At 63.6% G+C, this 19,401-nt stretch carries 16 protein-coding genes; 11 read left to right on the top strand and 5 right to left on the bottom strand.

Annotation, left to right across the window (positions count from 1 at the left end):
* The first annotated feature begins 50 nt into the window (after positions 1-50).
* The 7 genes from OHL12_RS08225 to OHL12_RS08195 all read left to right on the top strand — a co-directional run bounded on the left by OHL12_RS08225 (position 51) and on the right by OHL12_RS08195 (position 11,084).
* Entirely contained in the window at positions 51-1,874 is a 1,824-nt protein-coding gene (locus tag OHL12_RS08225) for a RecQ family ATP-dependent DNA helicase (protein ID WP_263413343.1), read from the top strand.
* 38 nt (positions 1,875-1,912) lie between these two features.
* Positions 1,913-2,695, top strand: coding sequence for a UMP kinase (gene pyrH / locus OHL12_RS08220; RefSeq protein WP_263413342.1), 783 nt, complete (start codon positions 1,913-1,915; stop codon positions 2,693-2,695).
* Positions 2,685-3,869, top strand: a complete 1,185-nt coding sequence (locus OHL12_RS08215; RefSeq protein WP_263415097.1) for an acyltransferase family protein — start codon at positions 2,685-2,687, stop codon at positions 3,867-3,869. The genes pyrH and OHL12_RS08215 overlap by 11 nt, the downstream gene beginning before the upstream one ends.
* Before the next feature lie 234 nt (positions 3,870-4,103).
* Positions 4,104-5,687 carry a flavin monoamine oxidase family protein gene (locus OHL12_RS08210; protein WP_263413341.1) on the top strand — a complete coding sequence of 528 codons (1,584 nt, stop codon included), beginning with the start codon at positions 4,104-4,106 and terminating at the stop codon, positions 5,685-5,687.
* 36 nt (positions 5,688-5,723) lie between these two features.
* Positions 5,724-6,209, top strand: a complete 486-nt coding sequence (locus OHL12_RS08205; protein ID WP_263413340.1) for a Rid family hydrolase — start codon at positions 5,724-5,726, stop codon at positions 6,207-6,209.
* A 691-nt stretch (positions 6,210-6,900) separates the two neighbouring features.
* Positions 6,901-10,422, top strand: coding sequence for a TonB-dependent receptor (locus OHL12_RS08200; protein WP_263413339.1), 3,522 nt, complete (start codon positions 6,901-6,903; stop codon positions 10,420-10,422).
* 263 nt (positions 10,423-10,685) lie between these two features.
* Complete coding sequence (locus tag OHL12_RS08195; RefSeq protein ID WP_263413338.1) at positions 10,686-11,084, top strand: HesB/IscA family protein; 399 nt, start codon at positions 10,686-10,688, stop codon at positions 11,082-11,084.
* Between the two features lie 67 nt (positions 11,085-11,151).
* Here the strand turns inward: OHL12_RS08195 and OHL12_RS08190 are convergent, their stop codons facing one another.
* Positions 11,152-11,745: a Uma2 family endonuclease gene (locus tag OHL12_RS08190; RefSeq protein ID WP_263413337.1), complete on the bottom strand. Its 594-nt coding sequence runs from the start codon at positions 11,743-11,745 to the stop codon at positions 11,152-11,154.
* Between the two features lie 75 nt (positions 11,746-11,820).
* Between OHL12_RS08190 and OHL12_RS08185 the strand changes: the two genes are divergently transcribed.
* The 4 genes from OHL12_RS08185 to OHL12_RS08170 all read left to right on the top strand — a co-directional run bounded on the left by OHL12_RS08185 (position 11,821) and on the right by OHL12_RS08170 (position 17,368).
* Positions 11,821-13,020, top strand: coding sequence for a type II secretion system F family protein (locus OHL12_RS08185; RefSeq protein WP_263413336.1), 1,200 nt, complete (start codon positions 11,821-11,823; stop codon positions 13,018-13,020).
* A gap of 50 nt (positions 13,021-13,070) precedes the next feature.
* Positions 13,071-14,126, top strand: coding sequence for a 3-dehydro-L-gulonate 2-dehydrogenase (yiaK, locus tag OHL12_RS08180; protein WP_263413335.1), 1,056 nt, complete (start codon positions 13,071-13,073; stop codon positions 14,124-14,126).
* A gap of 280 nt (positions 14,127-14,406) precedes the next feature.
* Positions 14,407-15,681, top strand: a complete 1,275-nt coding sequence (locus OHL12_RS08175) for a glycoside hydrolase family 1 protein (RefSeq protein ID WP_263413334.1) — start codon at positions 14,407-14,409, stop codon at positions 15,679-15,681.
* Positions 15,682-15,736: 55 nt separating this feature from the next.
* The gene (locus OHL12_RS08170; protein WP_263413333.1) at positions 15,737-17,368 is read left to right on the top strand and encodes a GspE/PulE family protein; all 1,632 of its coding nucleotides are present in this window, start codon (positions 15,737-15,739) and stop codon (positions 17,366-17,368) included.
* A gap of 68 nt (positions 17,369-17,436) precedes the next feature.
* On the opposite strand, the gene OHL12_RS08165 is transcribed toward OHL12_RS08170, so the two are convergent.
* From OHL12_RS08165 to OHL12_RS08150, 4 genes are all read right to left on the bottom strand, one after another.
* Complete coding sequence (locus OHL12_RS08165; RefSeq protein WP_263413332.1) at positions 17,437-17,586, bottom strand: hypothetical protein; 150 nt, start codon at positions 17,584-17,586, stop codon at positions 17,437-17,439.
* Complete coding sequence (locus OHL12_RS08160; protein ID WP_263413331.1) at positions 17,583-18,791, bottom strand: VWA domain-containing protein; 1,209 nt, start codon at positions 18,789-18,791, stop codon at positions 17,583-17,585. Before OHL12_RS08160 ends, OHL12_RS08165 begins: the two co-directional genes overlap by 4 nt.
* A complete protein-coding gene (locus OHL12_RS08155; RefSeq protein WP_263415159.1) occupies positions 18,706-18,936 on the bottom strand; it encodes a hypothetical protein in 231 nt (76 codons plus the stop codon). The genes OHL12_RS08160 and OHL12_RS08155 overlap by 86 nt, the downstream gene beginning before the upstream one ends.
* Before the next feature lie 153 nt (positions 18,937-19,089).
* Positions 19,090-19,350: a hypothetical protein gene (locus tag OHL12_RS08150; RefSeq protein ID WP_263413330.1), complete on the bottom strand. Its 261-nt coding sequence runs from the start codon at positions 19,348-19,350 to the stop codon at positions 19,090-19,092.
* Positions 19,351-19,401: the final 51 nt, after the last annotated feature.

Raw genomic sequence — 19,401 nt, 5'->3', positions numbered from 1 at the left:
ACGAACCGCCGCCGGGTAGCCCTTCGCCTCGTCTTCGCATCCATCTCGAAGTGAATCAGCCGGTCCAGCCAGCCTCCCGCAGGCGCTCTTCTCGTGAGAGCGCGCCATCCCTTCCGCCCGCCGCCGAGCACCGCTGCGACCCCACGCGGCTCGGCGAAGACGTGCCCTGGGCGGCGCTGCGCAAGGAGGCGAAGAAGCGCTTCGGTGTAGACCGCTTCCGCTCCGCGCAGAAGGACGTGATCGAGTCCGTCTTCGCCGGCTGCGACACGCTGGCCATCATGCCCACCGGCTCCGGTAAGAGCCTCACCTACCAGCTCCCGGCGCTTTTTTTTGACAAGCCGGTGCTTGTCATTTCGCCGCTCATCGCGCTCATGCAGGACCAGCAGCGCCACGCGCAGGAGGCCTCCATCGGCGTCGAGAAGATCGACTCCACCCTCTCTGCCGGCGAGCGCCGCGAGGCCGACGACAACATCCACAGCGGCCGCCGCGGGCTCATCTACGTCACACCCGAGCGCCTGGAAAACCGCGAGTTCCTCGACGAACTGAACGAGCACGGCATTTCCCTTTTCGTCGTCGACGAGGCGCACACCATCTCGCAGTGGGGCCATGACTTCCGCCCGGCCTATCTCGGCCTCGGCTTCGCCCGCAAGAAGCTCGGCAACCCGCCCGTGCTCGCGCTCACCGCAACCGCCACGCCCGACGTCGCCAAGGAAATTCTCGAAGTCCTGCACGCTCCGGACGCGCGCGTCATCAACGTCGGCTCCGAGCGCACCAACCTCTTCCTCACCGTGCACCCCACCGTCAACAACGACGCCAAGCTCGACCGCATCACGCAACTGCTGGCCGACGAGAAGGGCACCGGCATCCTCTACACCGCCTCCGTGCGCAGTACTGAGGAACTCTACGAACGCCTCTGCGACGCAGGCATCGCTGTTGGGAAATATCACGGCCGCATGACGAAGAAGGCTCGCGAAGAAGCCCAGCGCGACTTCATGGCAGACAAGTTCCGCATGATGGTCGCCACGAAAGCCTTCGGCCTCGGCATCGACAAGCCCGACATCCGCTTCGTCTACCACTACGAGTTCCCGGACTCGCTCGAAAGCTATTTCCAGGAAGCCGGCCGGGCCGGCCGCGACGGCGAGCCCGCGCGTGCCGTGCTGCTCTACCGCCTGGAAGACAAGCGCATCCAAAGCTTCTTCTCGCGCGGCCGCTATCCCAAGGCCGCGGAAATGGATCAGCTCCTCGCCGCTGTTAGCGACACCGAACCCAAGTCGGCAAAGCAGTTGGCCGAAGAAACCGGCGTCGGCCAGCGTCACACGCAGGTCACGCTCCAGATGCTGCGCGAAGCCAAGCTCATCAAGAAGAAGCGCGTCGGCTACTTGCGCAAGTCCAGCGCGGCCATCTCATCTGACGAGGTTCTGCAACTCATCCACACCTCGGAGGAGCGCGCCGCGCGCGACCGCAACCGCCTTGACGAAATGATGCACTACGCCGAGTCCGTCACTTGCCGCCGTCAGTTGTTGCGCGAATACTTCGGCGAACCTCTCGGCGAGCCATGCGGTTCCTGCGACAACTGCGTCAACCAGACGGGCACCGCCGAACGCCCGGCCGCCGTCTCCATGCTCGAGCGCAGCGGGGCGCGCCGCGTCGAAACCATGAGCGGCACACTCTTCACTACCGCACCCGAAACCATTCCCACGCTGCAAGCCTCATCCGAGTTTCAGCCCGGCACCGTGGTCCGCCACAGCAAGTTCGGAGAAGGTGTCGTCAAGTCCGTGGAGGGCGACACACTCACCATTCGCTTCGGCGGCGGAGAAGGTCTGCGCAAGCTCAAGAGCAGCTTCGTTGAGGCTCTGCCCGCGGCGGCCGCTTAGGGTACACCCTTGGCTGCGTGAGATACTGAGCGGCGACCATGTACAAACGTGTCCTTCTCAAAATCTCCGGGGAAGCGTTGGCCGCGGGTCGCGGCTTCGGCATCGACGCCATCTTCGCCAGCCGCGTCGCGTCTGAAATTGCGGAACTCTGCAACAGCGGCTGCCAGGTCGGCGTCGTCGTCGGCGGCGGCAACTTCTTCCGCGGCGTCGCAGAGCAGGCCATCCACATGGATCGTGTCGCCGCCGATCACATGGGCATGCTGTCCACCGTGATCAACGCCATCGCCCTGCAGGACGCGATCGAAAAGCTCGGCATCAACTGCCGCGTCATGTCCGCCATCGAGATGCACGAGATCGCCGAGCCCTACATCCGCCGCCGCGCTATCCGCCACCTCGAAAAAGGCCGCGTCGTCATCTTCGGCGCGGGCACCGGCAATCCCTATTTCTCCACCGACACCGCCGCGGCCCTGCGCGCCATGGAGATCCGCGCCGATGTCCTGCTCAAGGCCACGTCCGTCGACGGCATCTACACCGCCGATCCCAAGAAGGATCCCGACGCGACCATGTTCGACACCATTACCTACATGGACATCATCCAGCGCGGCCTACGCGTCATGGATACCAGCGCCGTCAGCCTCTGCAATGAGAACCGCATGCCCATGGTGATCTTCTCCATGCGCGAGCAGGGCAACATTGTGCGCGTCGTCAGCGGAGAGCGCCTCGGCACTCTCGTCGTCAGCAAGCTGCCCGAAGCCACCGTCAACGGCAACATCGCCCTGAGCCAGGCAGTACCGGAGGGCACGGTTGCCAGTGGCAACTAGCAAGGCGAACAAGCACCTGCTGCCGCACATGCTGGCCCCGGACCGCAAGCCACCACTTCCGGGCCTCACCGGCATTCGCACCTTTCTCGCGGTGGGCATCCTCTTCTTTCACTACACCCCGCCGCACGCCACCTACATCCGGCCCATGATCGAGGCCGGATTCACCTACATCGGCTGCTTCCTTCTCATCAGCGGCTTCGTGCTCAGCTACAACTACGCGCACCGGGCTGACACGATCAAGGTCGGCCGCTTCTACGCCGCTCGCGGCTCGCGCCTCTATCCCGTCTACCTTTTATCGCTTCTCGTTTCGCTGGGCATGTTGCATGCCGAGTGGCTGGCGCGCCCGCACGGCGAGTTCTGGACAGGCGTTGTCCTCACGCCGCTGCTGCTGCAGGGCTGGAGCCCAACGCTCGCCACCTTTTGGAACACCGTGGCCTGGACGCTCTCTACGGAAGCGATGCTCTATCTCGCCTTTCCGTTCATCAATCGCGCAAAGTGGTGGCCAAAGGACGCGCAGAAGCTGCTCATTCTTTTCTTCACGTTCTGGTGCTGCGAGTTGGTCCTGCCCATCACCTACATGGCGCTGAATCCGGACCACCTCACCAACATCGACCGCTACTCCTCCGCGTACTGGCTGCGGCTCTACAAATACACTCCGCTCGCCTACGTCCCCATCTTCATGGCGGGCGTCACGCTGGGCCGGCTGAACAATGCAAGAGCGCTGCAGGACCGCACCAAGCTCTGGATGACGATCGGCGCAGGCATCTTCATCGTGCTCTGCTTCTATCTCGCCGTTCCGCACCTGCCCTACGTCCTTCTGCACGGTGGCCTGCTCACACCGGTCTTCGCCACGCTCATCGTCGGTCTCACTGGTGTGCACTGGATCTCGCGTGCCTTCGGTTGGGGGCCCATGGGCATCTTCGGCCGGGCCAGCTTCTGCCTCTACCTTCTGCACTTCAACTTGTGGAATGTGCTGCACGACCACCATGCGGCAGAGCACCTGCACCTGCAGGCGTTCGACCCCTGGATCTACTACGCCCTGATCCTGCTGGCGGCCTACGTTGCGTATCGCTGGGTCGAACACCCGGTGCAGAGCTATCTCCTGACCAACTTCGTCTACAAGACTCCGAAACCGCCCGTGCCGGAGTCGCCCGCGCAAACGCCCCTCGGTTAGCGCTCGAAATCGCGCTGCGGCGTCGTGCCACGGGTCAGGATTCACAGCCTCTTTACAGACTCGGATTTTCTGCCATACTGTGGCTGTAACCCCTTGACATTTTCATCCCTCGCCCGCGTTCTCCAGCGCGGTTGAGTCGCTGCACGTTGCGCCAACGAACCAGTTGCCTCGCTTCCCCGTATGCGTGGCAACAACGCCTACCCGTACTCGTTGAAACACAGGAGCATGTCACAGATGTCGATGACCCGTCGCAATTTCCTGATGCGTGTTGGACAGGCCGGAGGATACTCCGCCGCCTTCGCCACCATGCAGTCTCTTGGACTCATGCCCATGAAGGCGACGCTCGCCGAACCGATCGCCGCAGCAGCGGGCTCCGGCAAGGGCGTACGGCTGGTGATCGCCGGCGCTGGCATTGGCGGCCTGGTCGCCGCGTACGAGGCAAAGAAGCTCGGCTATGACGTTACCCTGCTCGAAGCCCGCCACCGTCCCGGCGGCCGCAACTTCTCCGCGCGTAAGGGCGTCGACGTCGAGTTCGTCGGCGGCGAAAAGCAGACCTGTACCTGGGACGCCCCGAACTACCAGAACATGGGACCTGGGCGTCTCCCATCCGTACACGGCACCATGCTCGGCTACTGCCGCGAACTGAACGTCCCGCTCGAAGTCGAGATCAACACCAGCCGCTCCACCTTCCTGCAGAACGACAATGCCAACGGCGGCAAGCCCGTCGTGCAGCGCAAAGCGGTGAACGATACCCGCGGCCACGTCTCCGAACTCCTCGCAAAATCCATCAGCAACGGCGCGCTCGACCAGGAGCTGACCAAGGAAGATCGCGAGCGCATGCTCACCTTCCTCAAGGTCTACGGCCCCCTCGACAAAAACAGCAAGTACATCGGCAGCGACCGCGCCGGCTACAAGACGCCCGCCGGTGCCGGCCCCGTCGTCGGCGTCATCGACGACCCCATGGACATGCACACGCTGCTCGACGAAAACTTCTGGACCGGCGTGCTCTACGAAGAGACGTGGGACTGGCAGGCGACCATGATGCAGCCCGTCGGCGGCATGGACCGCATCCCCTACGCCTTCGACAAAGCGCTTGGCAAGACCATCGTCTACAACGCTCCCGTCACCGAGATCAAGAAGACCACCAACGGTGTCGACATCAGCTACAAGCAGGGCAGCGGCACCAAGACCGTGCATGCGGACTACTTCATCTGCGCCATGCCGCTCACCATCCTGAAGTCGATCCCGAACGATCTCTCCCCCGCGTACAAGACCGCGGTCGACGGCTCCACCTACGCCGGTGCGTACAAGATTGCCTGGCAGTCGCGCCGGTTCTGGGAGCAGGACTACAACATCTACGGCGGCCTCTCCTTCATGAACCCCGGCCCGACCACCATCGTCTGGTACCCGTCCGCGAACCTCATGGCGCCCAACGGCATCCTCGTGACCGGGTACGAAGAAGAGAACAACTGGGGCTTCAGCAAGCTCTCCACGCAGGAGAAGTTTGAGAAGGCGCGCACACAGCTTGAGCGCATCCACCCCGGCCACGGCAAGGAACTCACTCAGCCCATGTTCTGCGGCTGGCGTCGCGTGAAGTGGAACGAGGGCTCGTGGATCCGCGGTTACGGTGGTGGCCCCAGCGGCTACGACACCATCACGCAGCCCGACGGCCCCATCTACTTCGCCGGCGATCACACCAGCCACATCGTCGGCTGGCAGGAGGGTGCCGCTCTCAGCGCACGCCGCGCCGTCAACATGATTTCCGAGCGCGTCCGCTCGGCACGCCTCACCGGTGCACACACAGCAGTCACCGCATAAGCAGTCACCGGCAACAGGGAAGGGAAAGACAGAACCATGAAGAAGTTCGCACTCGCAGCCGTGGCGCTGCTCGGCACCGCGCTCTCCGCACATGCGCAGGTCACGGTCAAGCACATTCAGCCCAATGAGAAGAGCCCCATCGCCAACGGCGTCTGGGCCGGCGACACCTTCTATCTCAGCGGGCAGCTCGCCAACCCGGTCACACCTGCCGACGCCGCCAAGGGCACGCCCGCCGACTACGGCGACACCAAGGCGCAGACCTACAGCATCTTCACCAAGATCCAGGCCGCCCTTCGCGAGCAGGGTCTCGACATGAAAGACGTCGTCAAGATGACCGTCTTCCTCGTCGCCGATCCCAAGACCGGCAAGCTCGATTTCCCCGCGCTGCAGTCCAGCTACACGCAGTTCTTCGGCACCAAGGACCAGCCCAACAAGCCCGCGCGCTCCGCCGTCCAGGTGGCCGCGCTGGTCTCTCCTACAGCCCTTGCAGAAATCGAGGTTATCGCCGTCCGCTCCAAGTAAGCGAAGAGCGATCAAGCACTAACAAAGGACGCGGTGAGCACGGTGCAGTTGCGCGACAACGTCGCATAACTCGCCGTGCCTCACCGCGTCGTATGCGTTGTGCCCTCCACATCGCCGCGCCTTCTAAAACCGGCAGATTTCCTCAGAGAAATCAGCATTTCTCGTTGACATGAAATTGACCTCTCTGTAATCTCGCACTTACATTCCACATGCCTCACGCGAACACCCGGTCTCAGGAACCCTGAATCCGTAAAGCGTTCGCTACCGATCGATGATCCGGATCGCACTTTGCCGCAAGGCGAAGCGTGAACCCCTATCGCAGTCGCCGTAACTCTGTACCTGCACCAGCGCCGCTCCTGGCGGCACGCAGTTCCACACAGACGCACTCCGTACTCTCTGGCCGGGCCAATCGCTCCGCCTCTGCAGCACCGGCAGTACAAGGCGTTCGGGCCAACCTTCCGAACCGCCGGCACTCGATTCGCAGTCCGCACTCTGAACTGATCACCGACCGCGCGCTCCACCAGCGGATCGCATCCCCATACCGTTCTCGCGCAAACGAACAGCGTTGCGCGCTCGCAGATCTGTACCCAGGCAACGGCGCGTCGCCAACGCACAAGCGCCGCTCGCACACAAAACGCGCTTCTGGCGCGAACGAACTGCTGTACCCGTTTCACACCTGCAGGAGGCCCGCTTGACCCGATACACCCGCTTGTCGCATCACGCCGTGCTCACCACCGCCGCCATCGTCCTCTCCCTCGCACCCGCCGCAGCAGCGCAGTCCTACTACGGCACGCTCAAAGGCCTGGTGAAAGATCCCTCCGGCGCAGCCGTTCCCAACGCGGAAGTGCTCATGATCGACGAGGCCACCAAGGTGGAGCGCAAGACCACCACCACCGGCGCAGGCGAGTACGTCTTCAACGCGGTCGACCCCGGCACCTTCACGATCCGTGTCATGCAGCAGGGCTTCAACAAGTACGAAAACGTCCACGTTGTCGTGCAGACCCAGCAGACCGTCGCCATCGACATTCCGCTCACGCTGGGCAGCTCCAACACCGTCGTCGAAGTCACCAGCGCCGAGCCCGTCATCGACACCGCCACCGCGCAGAACGGCCAGGTCTTCGACACGCAGAAACTCGTCGACCTGCCCAACCTCGGCCGCAACCCCTTCCTGCTCACCAAGCTCAACAACAACGTGACCACCACCGGCGATCCGCGCTTCAACCGCTTCCAGGATCAGTCCGGCTCGTCCGCCATCTCCATCGCTGGCGGCCCGGTCAACATGAACAACTACCTCATCGACGGCGTGCCCGTCACCGACTTCTCCAACCGCGCCGTCATCATTCCCTCCGTTGAATCCGTGCAGGAAATGAAGACCCAGGCGAACACCTACGACGCCGAGGCGGGCCGCACCGGCGGAGGCGTATTCAACACCCTGCTCAAGAGCGGCACCAACACCCTCCACGGCAACCTGTACGGCTCCACCCGCCAGACCAACTGGTCCGCCAACACCTGGCTCAACAATCACAACAACGTCGGCCGTCCCACCATCACTCAGTACAGCTACGAGGGCTCCATCGGCGGCCCCATCTGGAAAGACCGCGCCTGGTTCATCGCAACGGAAGAAGGGTATCGCCAGCGCTCGCCTCTCGGCGGCAACTACTTCCTTCCTTCGGCCAACGAACGCGCGGGTAACTTCGCCGGCTCCGGCATCACCATCTACGACCCGCTGACCACCGATCCCGTCACCGGCAACCGCCAGCCCTTTGCCGGCAATTTCATCCCGCAGAACCGCATCAATCCCGTGGGCGCCCGCATCCTCTCCGGCCTGCCAAACTGTGCCGCTGGCTGTAACAACAACGTCACCTACGGCGCTGTGAACTTCCAGCCCACTGACCTGCTCGGCGATCGCGCCGACGAGTTCATCAGCAAGGTCGACGTTCAGATCACGCACTGGTGGCTCGCCAACGCCAGCTATCTGCACTACGGCTCCAAGGAGCCCGGCGGCAATCCTCTCGGCTCCTTCGCTGGCGACGGCAACGCGTCCTACCTGCTCTACCGCAAGGTCGACGACTTCAACCAGAACAACGTCATCACGCTCAATCCCACGACGATCCTCACTGTCAGCTACGGCCAGAATCGGTTCCCGAACAACACGCTGGACCTGACCACCAACTACGATCAGGCCGCCAATCTCGGCTTCCCGACTGCCTATGCGAACGCTCTGCAGAAGAAGGCCTTCCCGGCCATCACCATGCAGACCGCTGCATCGTTCGGCACCAACAACTCCGGCCCCGCGGTCTTCTACTCGCGCAACGCGGTCGCCTCGGTCGCCAAGAGCCTTGGCCGCCACTCGCTCAAGGCCGGCTATAACTTCCGCACCATCTCCGTCGACTTCACCAACGTCAGCACGGGCAACGGCAACTACACCTTCCAGAACACCTTCACCAGCCAGAACGCCAACCCGGCCAAGGGCTCGCGCGTGGGTGGTGCCGATCTCGCCGATCTTCTGCTCGGCGTTCCCACCAGCGGATCGGTCCAGGTCGTCACGCCACTCGCGCTCAATGTGAAATACAACGCCGTCTACTTCCAGGACGACATCCGCGTCAACGATCGCCTCACGGTCAACGCCGGCCTCCGCTACGAGCTCGAACCCGGCATCCACGAGCGCAACAACCACTACGCCGTCGGCTTCGACACGGGCGTGACCAACCCCATCTCCAACACCTCGGGCGTGCCCACCAAGGGTGCGATCGAGTTCGCCGGCCAGAACGGCTACAAGGACCACTGCTGCGACAACGGCGTGCTCAAGTTCGGTCCGCGCGCCGGCTTCGCCTACGCCGTCAATCCAAAGATGGTCGTGCGCGGCGGCTACGGTGTCTTTTACGCGCCCATCTACTACAGCACCAGCGCTTCGCTTGCTCCGGGCTACGCACAGACCAACACCTACGTCGCCTCGAACGACTCCAATAACACGCCCGCCAACTCGCTCAGCAACCCGTTCCCCAACGGCCTTGCTCAGCCCAGCGGCAACTCCGCCGGCCTTGCGCAGGGCATCGGCACCAGCCTGACCACCATCGACCAGAACCGCCGCAACCCCATCATCCAGCAGTACTCGTTCGACATTCAGCAGGAGCTTGGTTCCGGCGTGTCGTTTGAGATGGGCTACGTCGGCGCGCACGGCCGCAACCTCCTGCCCTCCAACGGCGGCACCTACAACATCGACCAGGTCAACCCCTCAGCCATTCCGTACGGCCAGGGCGCCTGCCCCGCGAACCCAACCAACCTCTCACCCGCGGCCTTCCTCACCGCACGCAGTGCCAACCCCTACGCGGGCAAGGGCGGCACGGGTGTCATCGGCGCCGCGACCATCTCCAACGCGCAGCTTTGCCGTCCCTTCCCGCAGTTCAGCTCCGTCAGCCTCCAGCCGAGCGTCTCCAAATCCAACTACAACTCGCTCATCCTGAACGCACGCAAGCGCTACAGCAAAGGCTTCTCGCTCACCGTCGGCTACACCTGGTCCAAGAACATGGACAGCCAGTTCACCCAGAGCAGCAACCTGAACGTCGGCGCAGCCAGCGGTCCGCAGAACGTCTACAACATCAACGGCCCCGGCGGCGAGTACTCGCTCGCCATCAACGACATCCCGCACCGCTTCACCTTCGGCGGATCGTGGGATCTGCCCTTCGGCAAGGGCCGCGCGTACCTCAACACCAGCAAGTGGATGGACCTGCTGATCGGCGGCTACCAGGCCAACATGACCTTTGTCGCGCAGGACGGTGGCCCCGTGCCACTGCAGTTGAACACCAACCAGAACTCCAGCGCGCTGGGTACCTCCGTGCAGCGTCCCAACCTGCTCGCCGGCGTCCCGCTCTGCACCGGCGGATCGGTCCAGGGCCGGCTCACCTCCTACTTCAACCCCGCCGCTTTTTCCCCCACCCAGCCCGGCGTGGGTGAGTTCGGCAACGCTCCGCGCACCGATGGCGCCTGCCGCGCCCCCGGCATGCGCAACGCCGACGCCTCCGTCTTCAAGGAGTTCCAGTTTGAGCGCGTTCACTTCCGCTTTCAGGCCGAAGCCTTGAACGTCTTCAACACGCCACTCTTTGCCCTCAACTCCAACGGCCTGAAGTACGGCAATTCGCAGTTCGGAACCGTCAACACCAGCGCCATCAACTTTCCGCGGCTCATCTCCCTGGGCGGCAGAATCTCCTTCTAGCGGCTGGCTCTTCGCAGCCGCTGACCAGGCAGCTCCACCGCTGACGGCGACCGGGGTGCGGCATTTTGCCGCATCCCGGCGTCGTGTTGGCGCCGAATCGGCGGAACGTTCAGGCGAGTACCTCGCGCGTCGCCGTTTTCTGACTCCCATTCGAAATCGCTGCGTCCTCGCACACCCGCCAGGCATCTGACTAACTACGACCGCCTTGCTCGGTGTTTCCGGCGGGCATACACTGAAGAAGTCGTTTCCCGGAGGTTTGATTCATGGCTACTGCCGTTGCACCCACCCCTGAAGTCGTAGGCGGACCCGAGGTCGTCACCGCTCCTGCATCCACGCAGCCGGTAAACCTCACCTCTGCCGCGATCGCAAAGGTCAAGGAAATCATGGCGACCCAGGACCCGCTTCCCGCCGGTCTGCGCATCGGCGTCGTCGGCGGCGGCTGCTCCGGCTTCCAGTACTCCATGAGCTTCGAAAACGCCCAGGGCATGATGGACAAGGTAGTCCGCTTCGAAGATCTCAAGGTCTTCGTCGACGCCACCAGCGCCATGTACCTGAACGGCTGCACCGTCGACTACGTCGAAACCCTCGAAGCCGCCGGCTTCAAGTTCGAGAACCCCCAGGTCAAGAGCACCTGCGGCTGCGGCTCATCGTTCTCGGTCTAAGCTCCAACTCAAGCTCAAAGCAAAAGGCCCGCTCCGGCGGGCCTTTTTCGTCATTGCATTCCGCCTGTTAGTCCTCAAGACGTTCGGCCACTTCATCCAGGTTGATCCGAATCTCTGTTCCCGCGATCTGCAGAACGCGGTCCGCCACCCATCGGCCCTGACCGTTTTCGTACACGAACACCCGTCCCAAATCATTGGGATCGAAAATCCAGGCATGCGGAACGCCCATCTCCAGGTAGTCCGCAGTACGCTTCTGGATACGCAGAAAGGTGTCTTCGGGAGACAGGATCTCAATGCAAAGCAGTGGCGGCGTACGCACGATACGTTTCGGCTTCTCCTCGGTGCGCGACAGGACCATCACATCGGGAATGCGGAATCGATCGGCTGTCACTTGCAGACGCGTCTCTGGAGCGACCCGAATCGACCACTCCTTCGCGTGTTCGTTGAAGATGCTCAGCAACACCAGTTGTAGCTGCCCGTGTTCGTACTCACCCAAATTCCGCACCTCTAGATGCCCGTCGACATAATCCATGTCCGGTCGATAGGAAGAAGTCAGGTACTCTTCCACGGCAACATACCGCTCCTCCGGATACAGCAGGTGCGCTGGCCTGCTCAGGATGGCCTCGACCTCCGGACTGGACATCACAGGTGCACTGCTCATGCGTAAAGTATGCGCCTCCGTCCCCACCCGCCTCAACGACAAACCTCCGCCTCCGTCTAAACTTGTGCAGACCCAATGACCGACTACGTCGTAAAACTCGCCGACGAGCGCGGCCGCGTGCAGGAGCAGACGCACCCCGCCGCCACCGCCGAAGAGCTGCGCGCGCGCTTCAGCCAGGCCGGCTACCTGGTCTACTCCGTCAAGCCGCGCAACGCCATCGCCGGCGGTCGCCGCAAAAAGGTCAAGCTGCAAAGCTTTCTCGTCTTCAACCAGCAGTTCGTCACGCTCATTCGCGCCGGCCTGCCCATCCCCAGCTCGCTGGAACTGCTCGCCCGTCGCCAGAAGGACGAGAACTTCAAGGCTCAACTCGAAAACGTCGCGGCCCGCATCAAGACCGGCGAATCGCTCTCCGGCGCCTTTGACGCGCAGGGCGGCTTCCCGCTCATCTTCACCACTACGCTGCTCGCAGGCGAACGCTCCGGCAACCTCGAAGAGGTCCTGCAGCGCTACACCGACTTCCAGCGCATTGCGCTCAGCACGCGTAAAAAGCTGTCCAGCGCCCTCGTCTATCCGTCGCTGCTCATCTGCCTCGTCATCGGCCTGCTCATCTTTCTGCTCACGTTCGTCGTGCCTCGCTTCGCCCAGCTCTACGACCAGCTCGACGCCAAGCTCCCGGCAATCACCACATTCATGCTCGCGGTCGGCCATTTCGCGCAAACCTACGGCGTGTATGCCGCGGTCGGCCTCATCATCGGCGGCCTGCTCTTCTACCGCTGGTCGCGCACCGACGCCGGCGCCGTCTTCGTCGACAAGCTTCGCCTCAGCATTCCCACGCTCGGCAACATCTGGTTGCGCTACCAAGTGGCGCTCTTCTCGCGCACGCTCTCCACGCTGCTCACCGGCGGCCTTCCACCCGTCCCGGCGCTCGAAACTGCCGCGCGCTCCATCTCCTCGCGGCAGGTATCCGGAGCCGTCTTCGCCTCCGTCACCCAGGTCCGCGAAGGCCAGGGCCTCGCCCGCTCGCTCGAAGGCACGCGCGTCTTCCCGGAACTCGCCATCGAAATGATCGAAGTCGGCGAATCCACCGGCGCGCTACCCACCATGCTCAACTCCGTCGCGGGCTTCTTCGAGGAAGACGTCGAGACCTCCCTCAGCGCTGTCCTCAGCCTCATCGAGCCAACGCTGCTCGTCGGCATGGGCATCCTGGTCGCCTTCATCCTGCTCGCGCTCTACCTGCCCATCCTGCAACTCGGCGCCAACTCCATCAGCCGCTAGGCGCCAGCGCGTTCCCACCGCCACGCTTCAGCTACCTGCAAGGAGCTACCTTGGCCCGCGTCACCTTTGCTGAACTCAAGCAGACCATCCTCCAGGCTTTCCTCAACGCCGGCATGTCGCCCGAGGACGCCGAAACCTGCGCGCAGATACACACCGAGACCACGGCCGACGGCGTCACCTCCCACGGCATCAACCGCGTCCCGCGCTTCGTCGACTTCATCGCCAAGGGCTACATCTCTCTCGGCGCCAGGCCACAGCCAGTCAAACAACTCGGCGCGCTCGAGGTCTGGGACGGCCAGCGCGCCCCCGGCATTCTCAACGCGCTCTTCGCCACCGACCGCGCCATGCACGTCGCCGCGGAGCAGGGAATCGCGCTCATCGGCCTGCGCAATACCAATCACTGGATGCGCGGCGGCACTTACGGCTGGCGCGCCGCCAACAGCGGCTTCGTCCTCATCGCCTGGACCAACACAGAAAGCTGCATGCCCGCGTGGGGCGGCAAGGACCCACGCCTCGGCAACAACCCTTTCATCATGGCCGCTCCACGCCAGGGCGGCCCAGTCGTTCTCGACATGGCCATGTCGCAGTACAGCTACGGCAAGCTGCAGGTCACGCGGCTCAAGGGCGAGCGCCTGCCCTACCCAGGCGGCTTCGACTCCGAAGGCCACCTCACCGACGAGCCTGGCCCCATCGAGCAGTCGCAGCGCATCCTGCCCATGGGCATGTGGAAGGGCTCCGGCTTCGCCATCCTGCTCGATCTGCTCGCCGCAATCCTCTCCGAGGGCCTGCCCACCAACGGCATCGACGCTCTCCGTTCCGGCAGTTGCGTCGGCTGCTCCCAGGTTTTCCTCGCTGTCGACCCGCGCAAGCTCGGTGGCGCGGCGGCAGCACAGGGCGTTGCAGACAGCGTCGTCGACTACGTGCACGCCTCCATTCCCAACGAAGAAAACCGCCCCGTCGACTACCCCGGCGAGGGTGCCGTCCGCCGCCGGGAGCGCAGTATGCGCGACGGCATGGACGTGGACGATTCCGTCTGGGCCGAGGTGCAGGCGCTCGCGAGCCATCGGCAGGCTCACGACCCGGCTCCCCAAAAAGACGACGAGTAACCGATCACCGCGCCGGATCGCACACCGCTGCCATCCACCCCGCGCGTCGCAACGCTGACGTTCCGCACCGAGCCGCAGGGCCGTAAGGCACCTGACAAACCGGCTCATCCGAAGGCTGCGCGGCGGTGTCTCTCCGCGTCTCCAATCGAGAAAAACGACGGAATGAGGCGACATACGCAGCCCACCTCTCCAGATGCTGCGCATCCTATCGTCTTGGGTTCGCCATCCAGGCTTCCTGGCGCACAGCGCCCGCCGATACGAAGTGCGAGAAAAGAGCAGGATGCAAGTTTGGGGAGGCATTGAGTGCACGCTGAACCGCGTGCACGATCGCTATTTCGATCAGCACAGTTGGTCCGGCCACCGCGAGCGGTTCCGTGGGGACCTGGATCGCATCGCCTCCCTCGGCATCCGCACGCTCCGCACCGCCCTCCACTGGGAGTACCGCGAAAGCACCGGCAACTGGGACTTCTACGACTGCATGCTCGACCACATGCAGCGTCTCCGCCTCGATCCCATCGCCGGCCTCACGCACCACGGCAGCGGCCCCGTCACGACCAGCCTCATTGACCCCGAGTTTCCCCAGCGCATCGCCCGCTACGCCGGCCAGGTCGCGCGCCGCTACCCTTGGATCACCCGCTACACGCCCATCAACGAGCCCCACACCACGGCGCGCTTTTCCTGCCTTTACGGCCACTGGTACCCGCACCACCGCAGCATTCCCAGCTATCTCTGCGCCGTGCTCAACCAGGCCAAGGCGACCGCTCTTTCCATGCAGGCCATCCGCCGCGTGCAGCCTGCCGCGCAGCTCATCTACACCGAGGACGGCGGAACCACCTTCAGCGGCCCAAAGCTTGAGAGCTTCCGGCAGGAACGCGAAGCCCGCCGCTGGCTCGGCATCGACCTGCTCTGCGGCCACGTCACGCCGCATCACCCGCTGTACGACTATCTGCAGCAGCACGGCATCGCCCGCTCCGCCATCGACTGGTTCCAGGCCAACGCCTGCCCGCCCTCCGTGCTCGGCTTCAACTACTACCCCACCAGCGACCGATTCCTCGACGACCGCCTCGACCTCTACCCGGACTTCATGGCCGGCGGCGACTCCGGCTCCGAGCCCCTGGTCGACATCGAAGCCCTTCGCGTCTACCCTGCCGGAATTGCTGGCGTCCGGCGCGTGCTCACAGAGGCCTGGCATCGCTATGGCATCCCGGTCGCCGTCACTGAGGCGCACCTCGGCGCCGGCCCCGACGACCAGATCCGCTGGCTCACTGAAATTTGGAACGACGCCTCCGCCGCCCGCGCCGCCGGTGCCGACGTGGTCGCCGTCACCGTCTGGGCACTGCTCGGCTCCTGGAACTGGGCCAATCTCTGCACCCACGACTGTGGCCACTATGAGCCCGGTGCGTTCTTCATCCGCAACGGCGAGTGCCATCGCACGCCGCTGGCCGATTTCGTGGCAAAGCTCGCCCGGTCTCGCCAGACCGCACCCGCCCCGGACAACGCCACGCCGTGGTGGCACCACCCCGACCGCATCACCTTCCACGGCGCCCAGGCCTAGGCCGCTCCCGCACGGAGCGTGGTAAACCATTGGACGAGGACACAGTCCAACCCCTATGGCCACACCTGTCGCGATTCCACTCGCCACCCCGGAGCTGAACGACGCCGAGCGCGCGCAGGCCCTTGCCCGCCGCTACCACTCCGAGTTCATTGATCTCCGCGAGCACAAGATCCAGCACGACCTCGTCAAGTCCGTCCCGGTCGAGCTCATGTTTCGCTACAACTTCATCCCGCTGGAGCAGCAGGGCGACCGCCTCGTCATCGCCGTCTCTGACCCGTCGCGCCTCATGGTGCTCGACGAGATCAGCGGCCTGCTCGGCACCCGCCTCATCACCCGCGTCGCCACCCTCACCCAGATCACCGACCTGCTTAAGAAGACCGAGCAGTCCCAGCGCGTCCTCGAAGAAGCCACCGAAGGCCTCACCTACGAGGTTGTGCCCGGCGACGACAGCCCCGACTCGAACATCTCCATCGAGCGGCTCACCAGCGAAGACGACATCTCGCCGATCATCCGCCTCGTCGACACCACCATCTTCTCCGCGCTCGAGCGCCGCGCCTCCGACATCCACCTCGAAACCTACGAGGACTCGCTGCTCGTCAAGTACCGCATCGACGGCGTCCTGCAGCAGGCCATGGCGCCCATCGCGCGCGAGCACCACCAGACCATCCTCAGCCGTATCAAGGTCATGTCCGAGCTCGACATCGCCGAGCGCCGCGTTCCGCAAGACGGCCGTTTCCGCGTCCGCTACAAGGGCCGCCTCATCGACTTCCGCGTCAGCATCATGCCGACCGTGCACGGCGAAAACGCCGTCCTGCGCGTGCTCGACAAAGAGTCCATGAGCGAAAAGTTCAAGCAGCTCTCGCTCGACGTGGTCGGCTTCGCCGCCGAAGACCTGCGCCGCTTCCGCCGCTACATCAAGGAGCCCTACGGCATGGTGCTCGTCACCGGCCCCACCGGCTCCGGCAAGACCACCACCCTCTACGCCGCGCTCAACGAGATCAAGTCCGAAGACGACAAGATCATCACCATCGAGGACCCGGTCGAATACCAGATCCGCGGCATCACGCAAATCCCGGTCAACGAGAAGAAGGGCCTCACCTTTGCGCGCGGCCTGCGCTCCATCCTTCGCCACGACCCCGACAAGATCCTCGTCGGCGAGATCCGCGACGCCGAAACCGCGCAGATCGCCATCAACTCCGCGCTCACCGGCCACCTCGTCTTCACCACCGTCCACGCCAACAACGTCGTCGACGTGCTCGGCCGCTTTCTCAACATGGGCGTCGAGCCGTACAACTTCGTCTCCGCGCTCAACTGCATCCTGGCGCAGCGCCTCGTCCGGCAGAACTGCGACTTCTGTTCCACCTATGTCACGCACAGTGACGAAGATCTCGAGCTAAACGGCCTGAACCCCGACGAGTGGCGCGGCTTCCAGTTCCGCGAAGGCCAGGGCTGCATCGAGTGCGGCGGCACCGGCTACCGCGGCCGCTCCGCCATCCACGAACTCCTCGAACTCGACGACGAAGTCCGCGAGATGCTGCTCGACAAAAAGCCCGGCTCCGAAATCCGCAAACGCGCCCGCGACAAGGGCATGAACTTCCTCCGCGACTCCGCCCTAGACCGCGTCCGCCACGGCATAACTACCCTGAAAGAAATCAACAAAGTAACCTTCATCGAAGCCGGCAGATAACTTACGCGGTTAGCATCACTCTCACGGGCTTACATACCTTCCGACAAACGCCGTTTGTCGGAAGCGACTCAACGCGCTTGCGGCACGCGCAGCGGAACATTCAGGGTTCCTACCTCATGACTGATCTCATCCCAGACCACGAGTGTCACGTAGGTATCTCCCCGATTCAGATCCATCTGTTCTGAGATCGGCAGCATCGCATCCGGGTGCTCCTTCAACTTCTCCTGATCGACGGAAAAGGTGATGCGCTTGCATGCTGCACGAGCGGTCTGCCATCCCGGTCGAGCGCAAGAAATCCCACGCCGACGACCGCATCTGCCTCGGCACCCTGCTGCTTCACGCTGAGCGCTTTGCCCGGAATGAGGTAATCGATCGAGTAGCGCGTCTGCCCAGGCGCGGGCGGTCGTTCTCCTGGGTGCAACGCACCGGGAGCAACCGGCTTCACCTCTGCGCGAAACACAATCGGAGTACGTTGTTCCACCTGCTCGGTCCTGTTCCCCGCAAGCAGGCGGGTGCGCGCGCCAGCGGGCACCGTGATGTTGGACCCATCCGCAAAGTAACCCTGGCGATAGCTAAGCGTGTACGGCCCGTCGACCGTGACCCGCACTCGATGCCACCGGTTGTCGAACTTCAGGTTCTTTGGGGTGTAACTCAACGTGTAGAAGTTGCTGCCGCTCAGTAGGTCGCGGATTGCTGCCTGCCAGACTCCATTGTTGTTGTAGAACGGCAGTCCTCCCGTCGCCGTTGCAACATCCTCCATCAGGCCATGCTGCGCACTCAACACAGGCAGAGTGGACCCGACGAGCAGGCCGCGTGCGTCGATGGGATACACCGCCACACGAGCAGCTTCCAATTCGTCGTACACCAGGCGTAGCTCAGCGCTCGGTGTAGCGACCATCCCGGTCGGATTCAACGAAAGCGCGGACCCACCGGAGAACCACAACACATTCTTGCGGCCAGGTATCCCGGCGAAGTCGACAGCGATGCCGCGCAGCGTCGTGATGTCCGTAAAGCGTTCCCGTCCCAGCGCCGCAAAGTGCGGCAAGGCACGGTGCACCGCGTCCAGCAGGCGGTCGTGATTCGCGGTAAAGTCCTGCAGCAGAACCGAATGCAGACCTGTATTCAGGTACATCGCCAGCGGCACACCAGCCGGCAAATGCTCGATACACCGCTCCATCTGCGTTGACAGGTACATCTGGTCTGGCAACGATAGGTTCGCGATATCCAGCACAACGATGTTCACCACGGATGGCATGTGCATCCGCCGCGCATTGGTGAACACCCCTGGCGCAAGCGCATCCTCCGCCAAAGCCGGTTGCGCAACATCGGCGTGCTCCTCAAACGAGGTAAGAGTTCTGTGCCTGCTTTTCGTCAGAAAGGTGAAACGCCGATTGCGGCAACCCGTGGACTGGCCTGCCAGCATGATCCAGCACCAGCACGTCCGTGATGACGGACCGTGCACTGGCGCGAAGCGTGTAGGTTTGCGCAGAACCGGTGGCACCGGTCTGTGTCGAATCGACTGTGCTGCTCTGCGCTCCGGCCGCTCCGCAGAAGAACGACACCAGCACGCAAGCTGCGAACCGACATCCCGATCTCCGCATCCGTGTGCCTCCACGCGCCTGCGATCTCCAATGTACGCCCGCTTACACTGCCGCGAAAAGGTACGCTACCGGCGTGCAGGTGGTCGCGCCTCAACACCGACGAAGCAGGAAACGCGGTCGTTACGCCTCCGGTGTCGACGGCGCAAACGTGACGATCTGCCCCAGCTTTCCGCCTTCCGTCACTCGCACCGCATCGTGTCCGAGCACCGCTGGCGTCCCGTCCGGCAAAATCAGCTGCCACTCCATCAGGGCCACATCGTGATGCTCTGACACACTGCGCAAGGCGAACCTGCCGCCCGGAAACTTCGCCTGAAACTCCTGCATGTCCTCGATCACAATCGCGTGTCCCGTTCCCTCCATCCGCGGAATGCGATAGCTCACGTCGCATCCACAACCCGCTCCAGAATGGAGCGACGCTCCTCCTCCGAAATG

The sequence above is a fragment of the Terriglobus aquaticus genome (assembly GCF_025685415.1).
Classification (GTDB): domain Bacteria; phylum Acidobacteriota; class Terriglobia; order Terriglobales; family Acidobacteriaceae; genus Terriglobus; species Terriglobus aquaticus.
This window is presented reverse-complemented; position numbering and strand designations above follow the sequence as displayed.

Bases quoted from the DNA above. Each gene is read 5' to 3' on its own strand.
- OHL12_RS08175 (WP_263413334.1), top strand. From the start codon at position 14,407: ATGCAAGTTTGGGGAGGCATTGAGTGCACGCTGAACCGCGTGCACGAT.
- OHL12_RS08205 (WP_263413340.1), top strand. From the start codon at position 5,724: ATGAAGAAGTTCGCACTCGCAGCCGTGGCGCTGCTCGGCACCGCGCTC.
- OHL12_RS08210 (WP_263413341.1), top strand. From the start codon at position 4,104: ATGTCGATGACCCGTCGCAATTTCCTGATGCGTGTTGGACAGGCCGGA.
- OHL12_RS08185 (WP_263413336.1), top strand. From the start codon at position 11,821: ATGACCGACTACGTCGTAAAACTCGCCGACGAGCGCGGCCGCGTGCAG.
- OHL12_RS08160 (WP_263413331.1), bottom strand. From the start codon at position 18,791: ATGCTGGCAGGCCAGTCCACGGGTTGCCGCAATCGGCGTTTCACCTTT.
- OHL12_RS08170 (WP_263413333.1), top strand. From the start codon at position 15,737: ATGGCCACACCTGTCGCGATTCCACTCGCCACCCCGGAGCTGAACGAC.
- pyrH (WP_263413342.1), top strand. From the start codon at position 1,913: ATGTACAAACGTGTCCTTCTCAAAATCTCCGGGGAAGCGTTGGCCGCG.
- OHL12_RS08190 (WP_263413337.1), bottom strand. From the start codon at position 11,745: ATGAGCAGTGCACCTGTGATGTCCAGTCCGGAGGTCGAGGCCATCCTG.
- OHL12_RS08195 (WP_263413338.1), top strand. From the start codon at position 10,686: ATGGCTACTGCCGTTGCACCCACCCCTGAAGTCGTAGGCGGACCCGAG.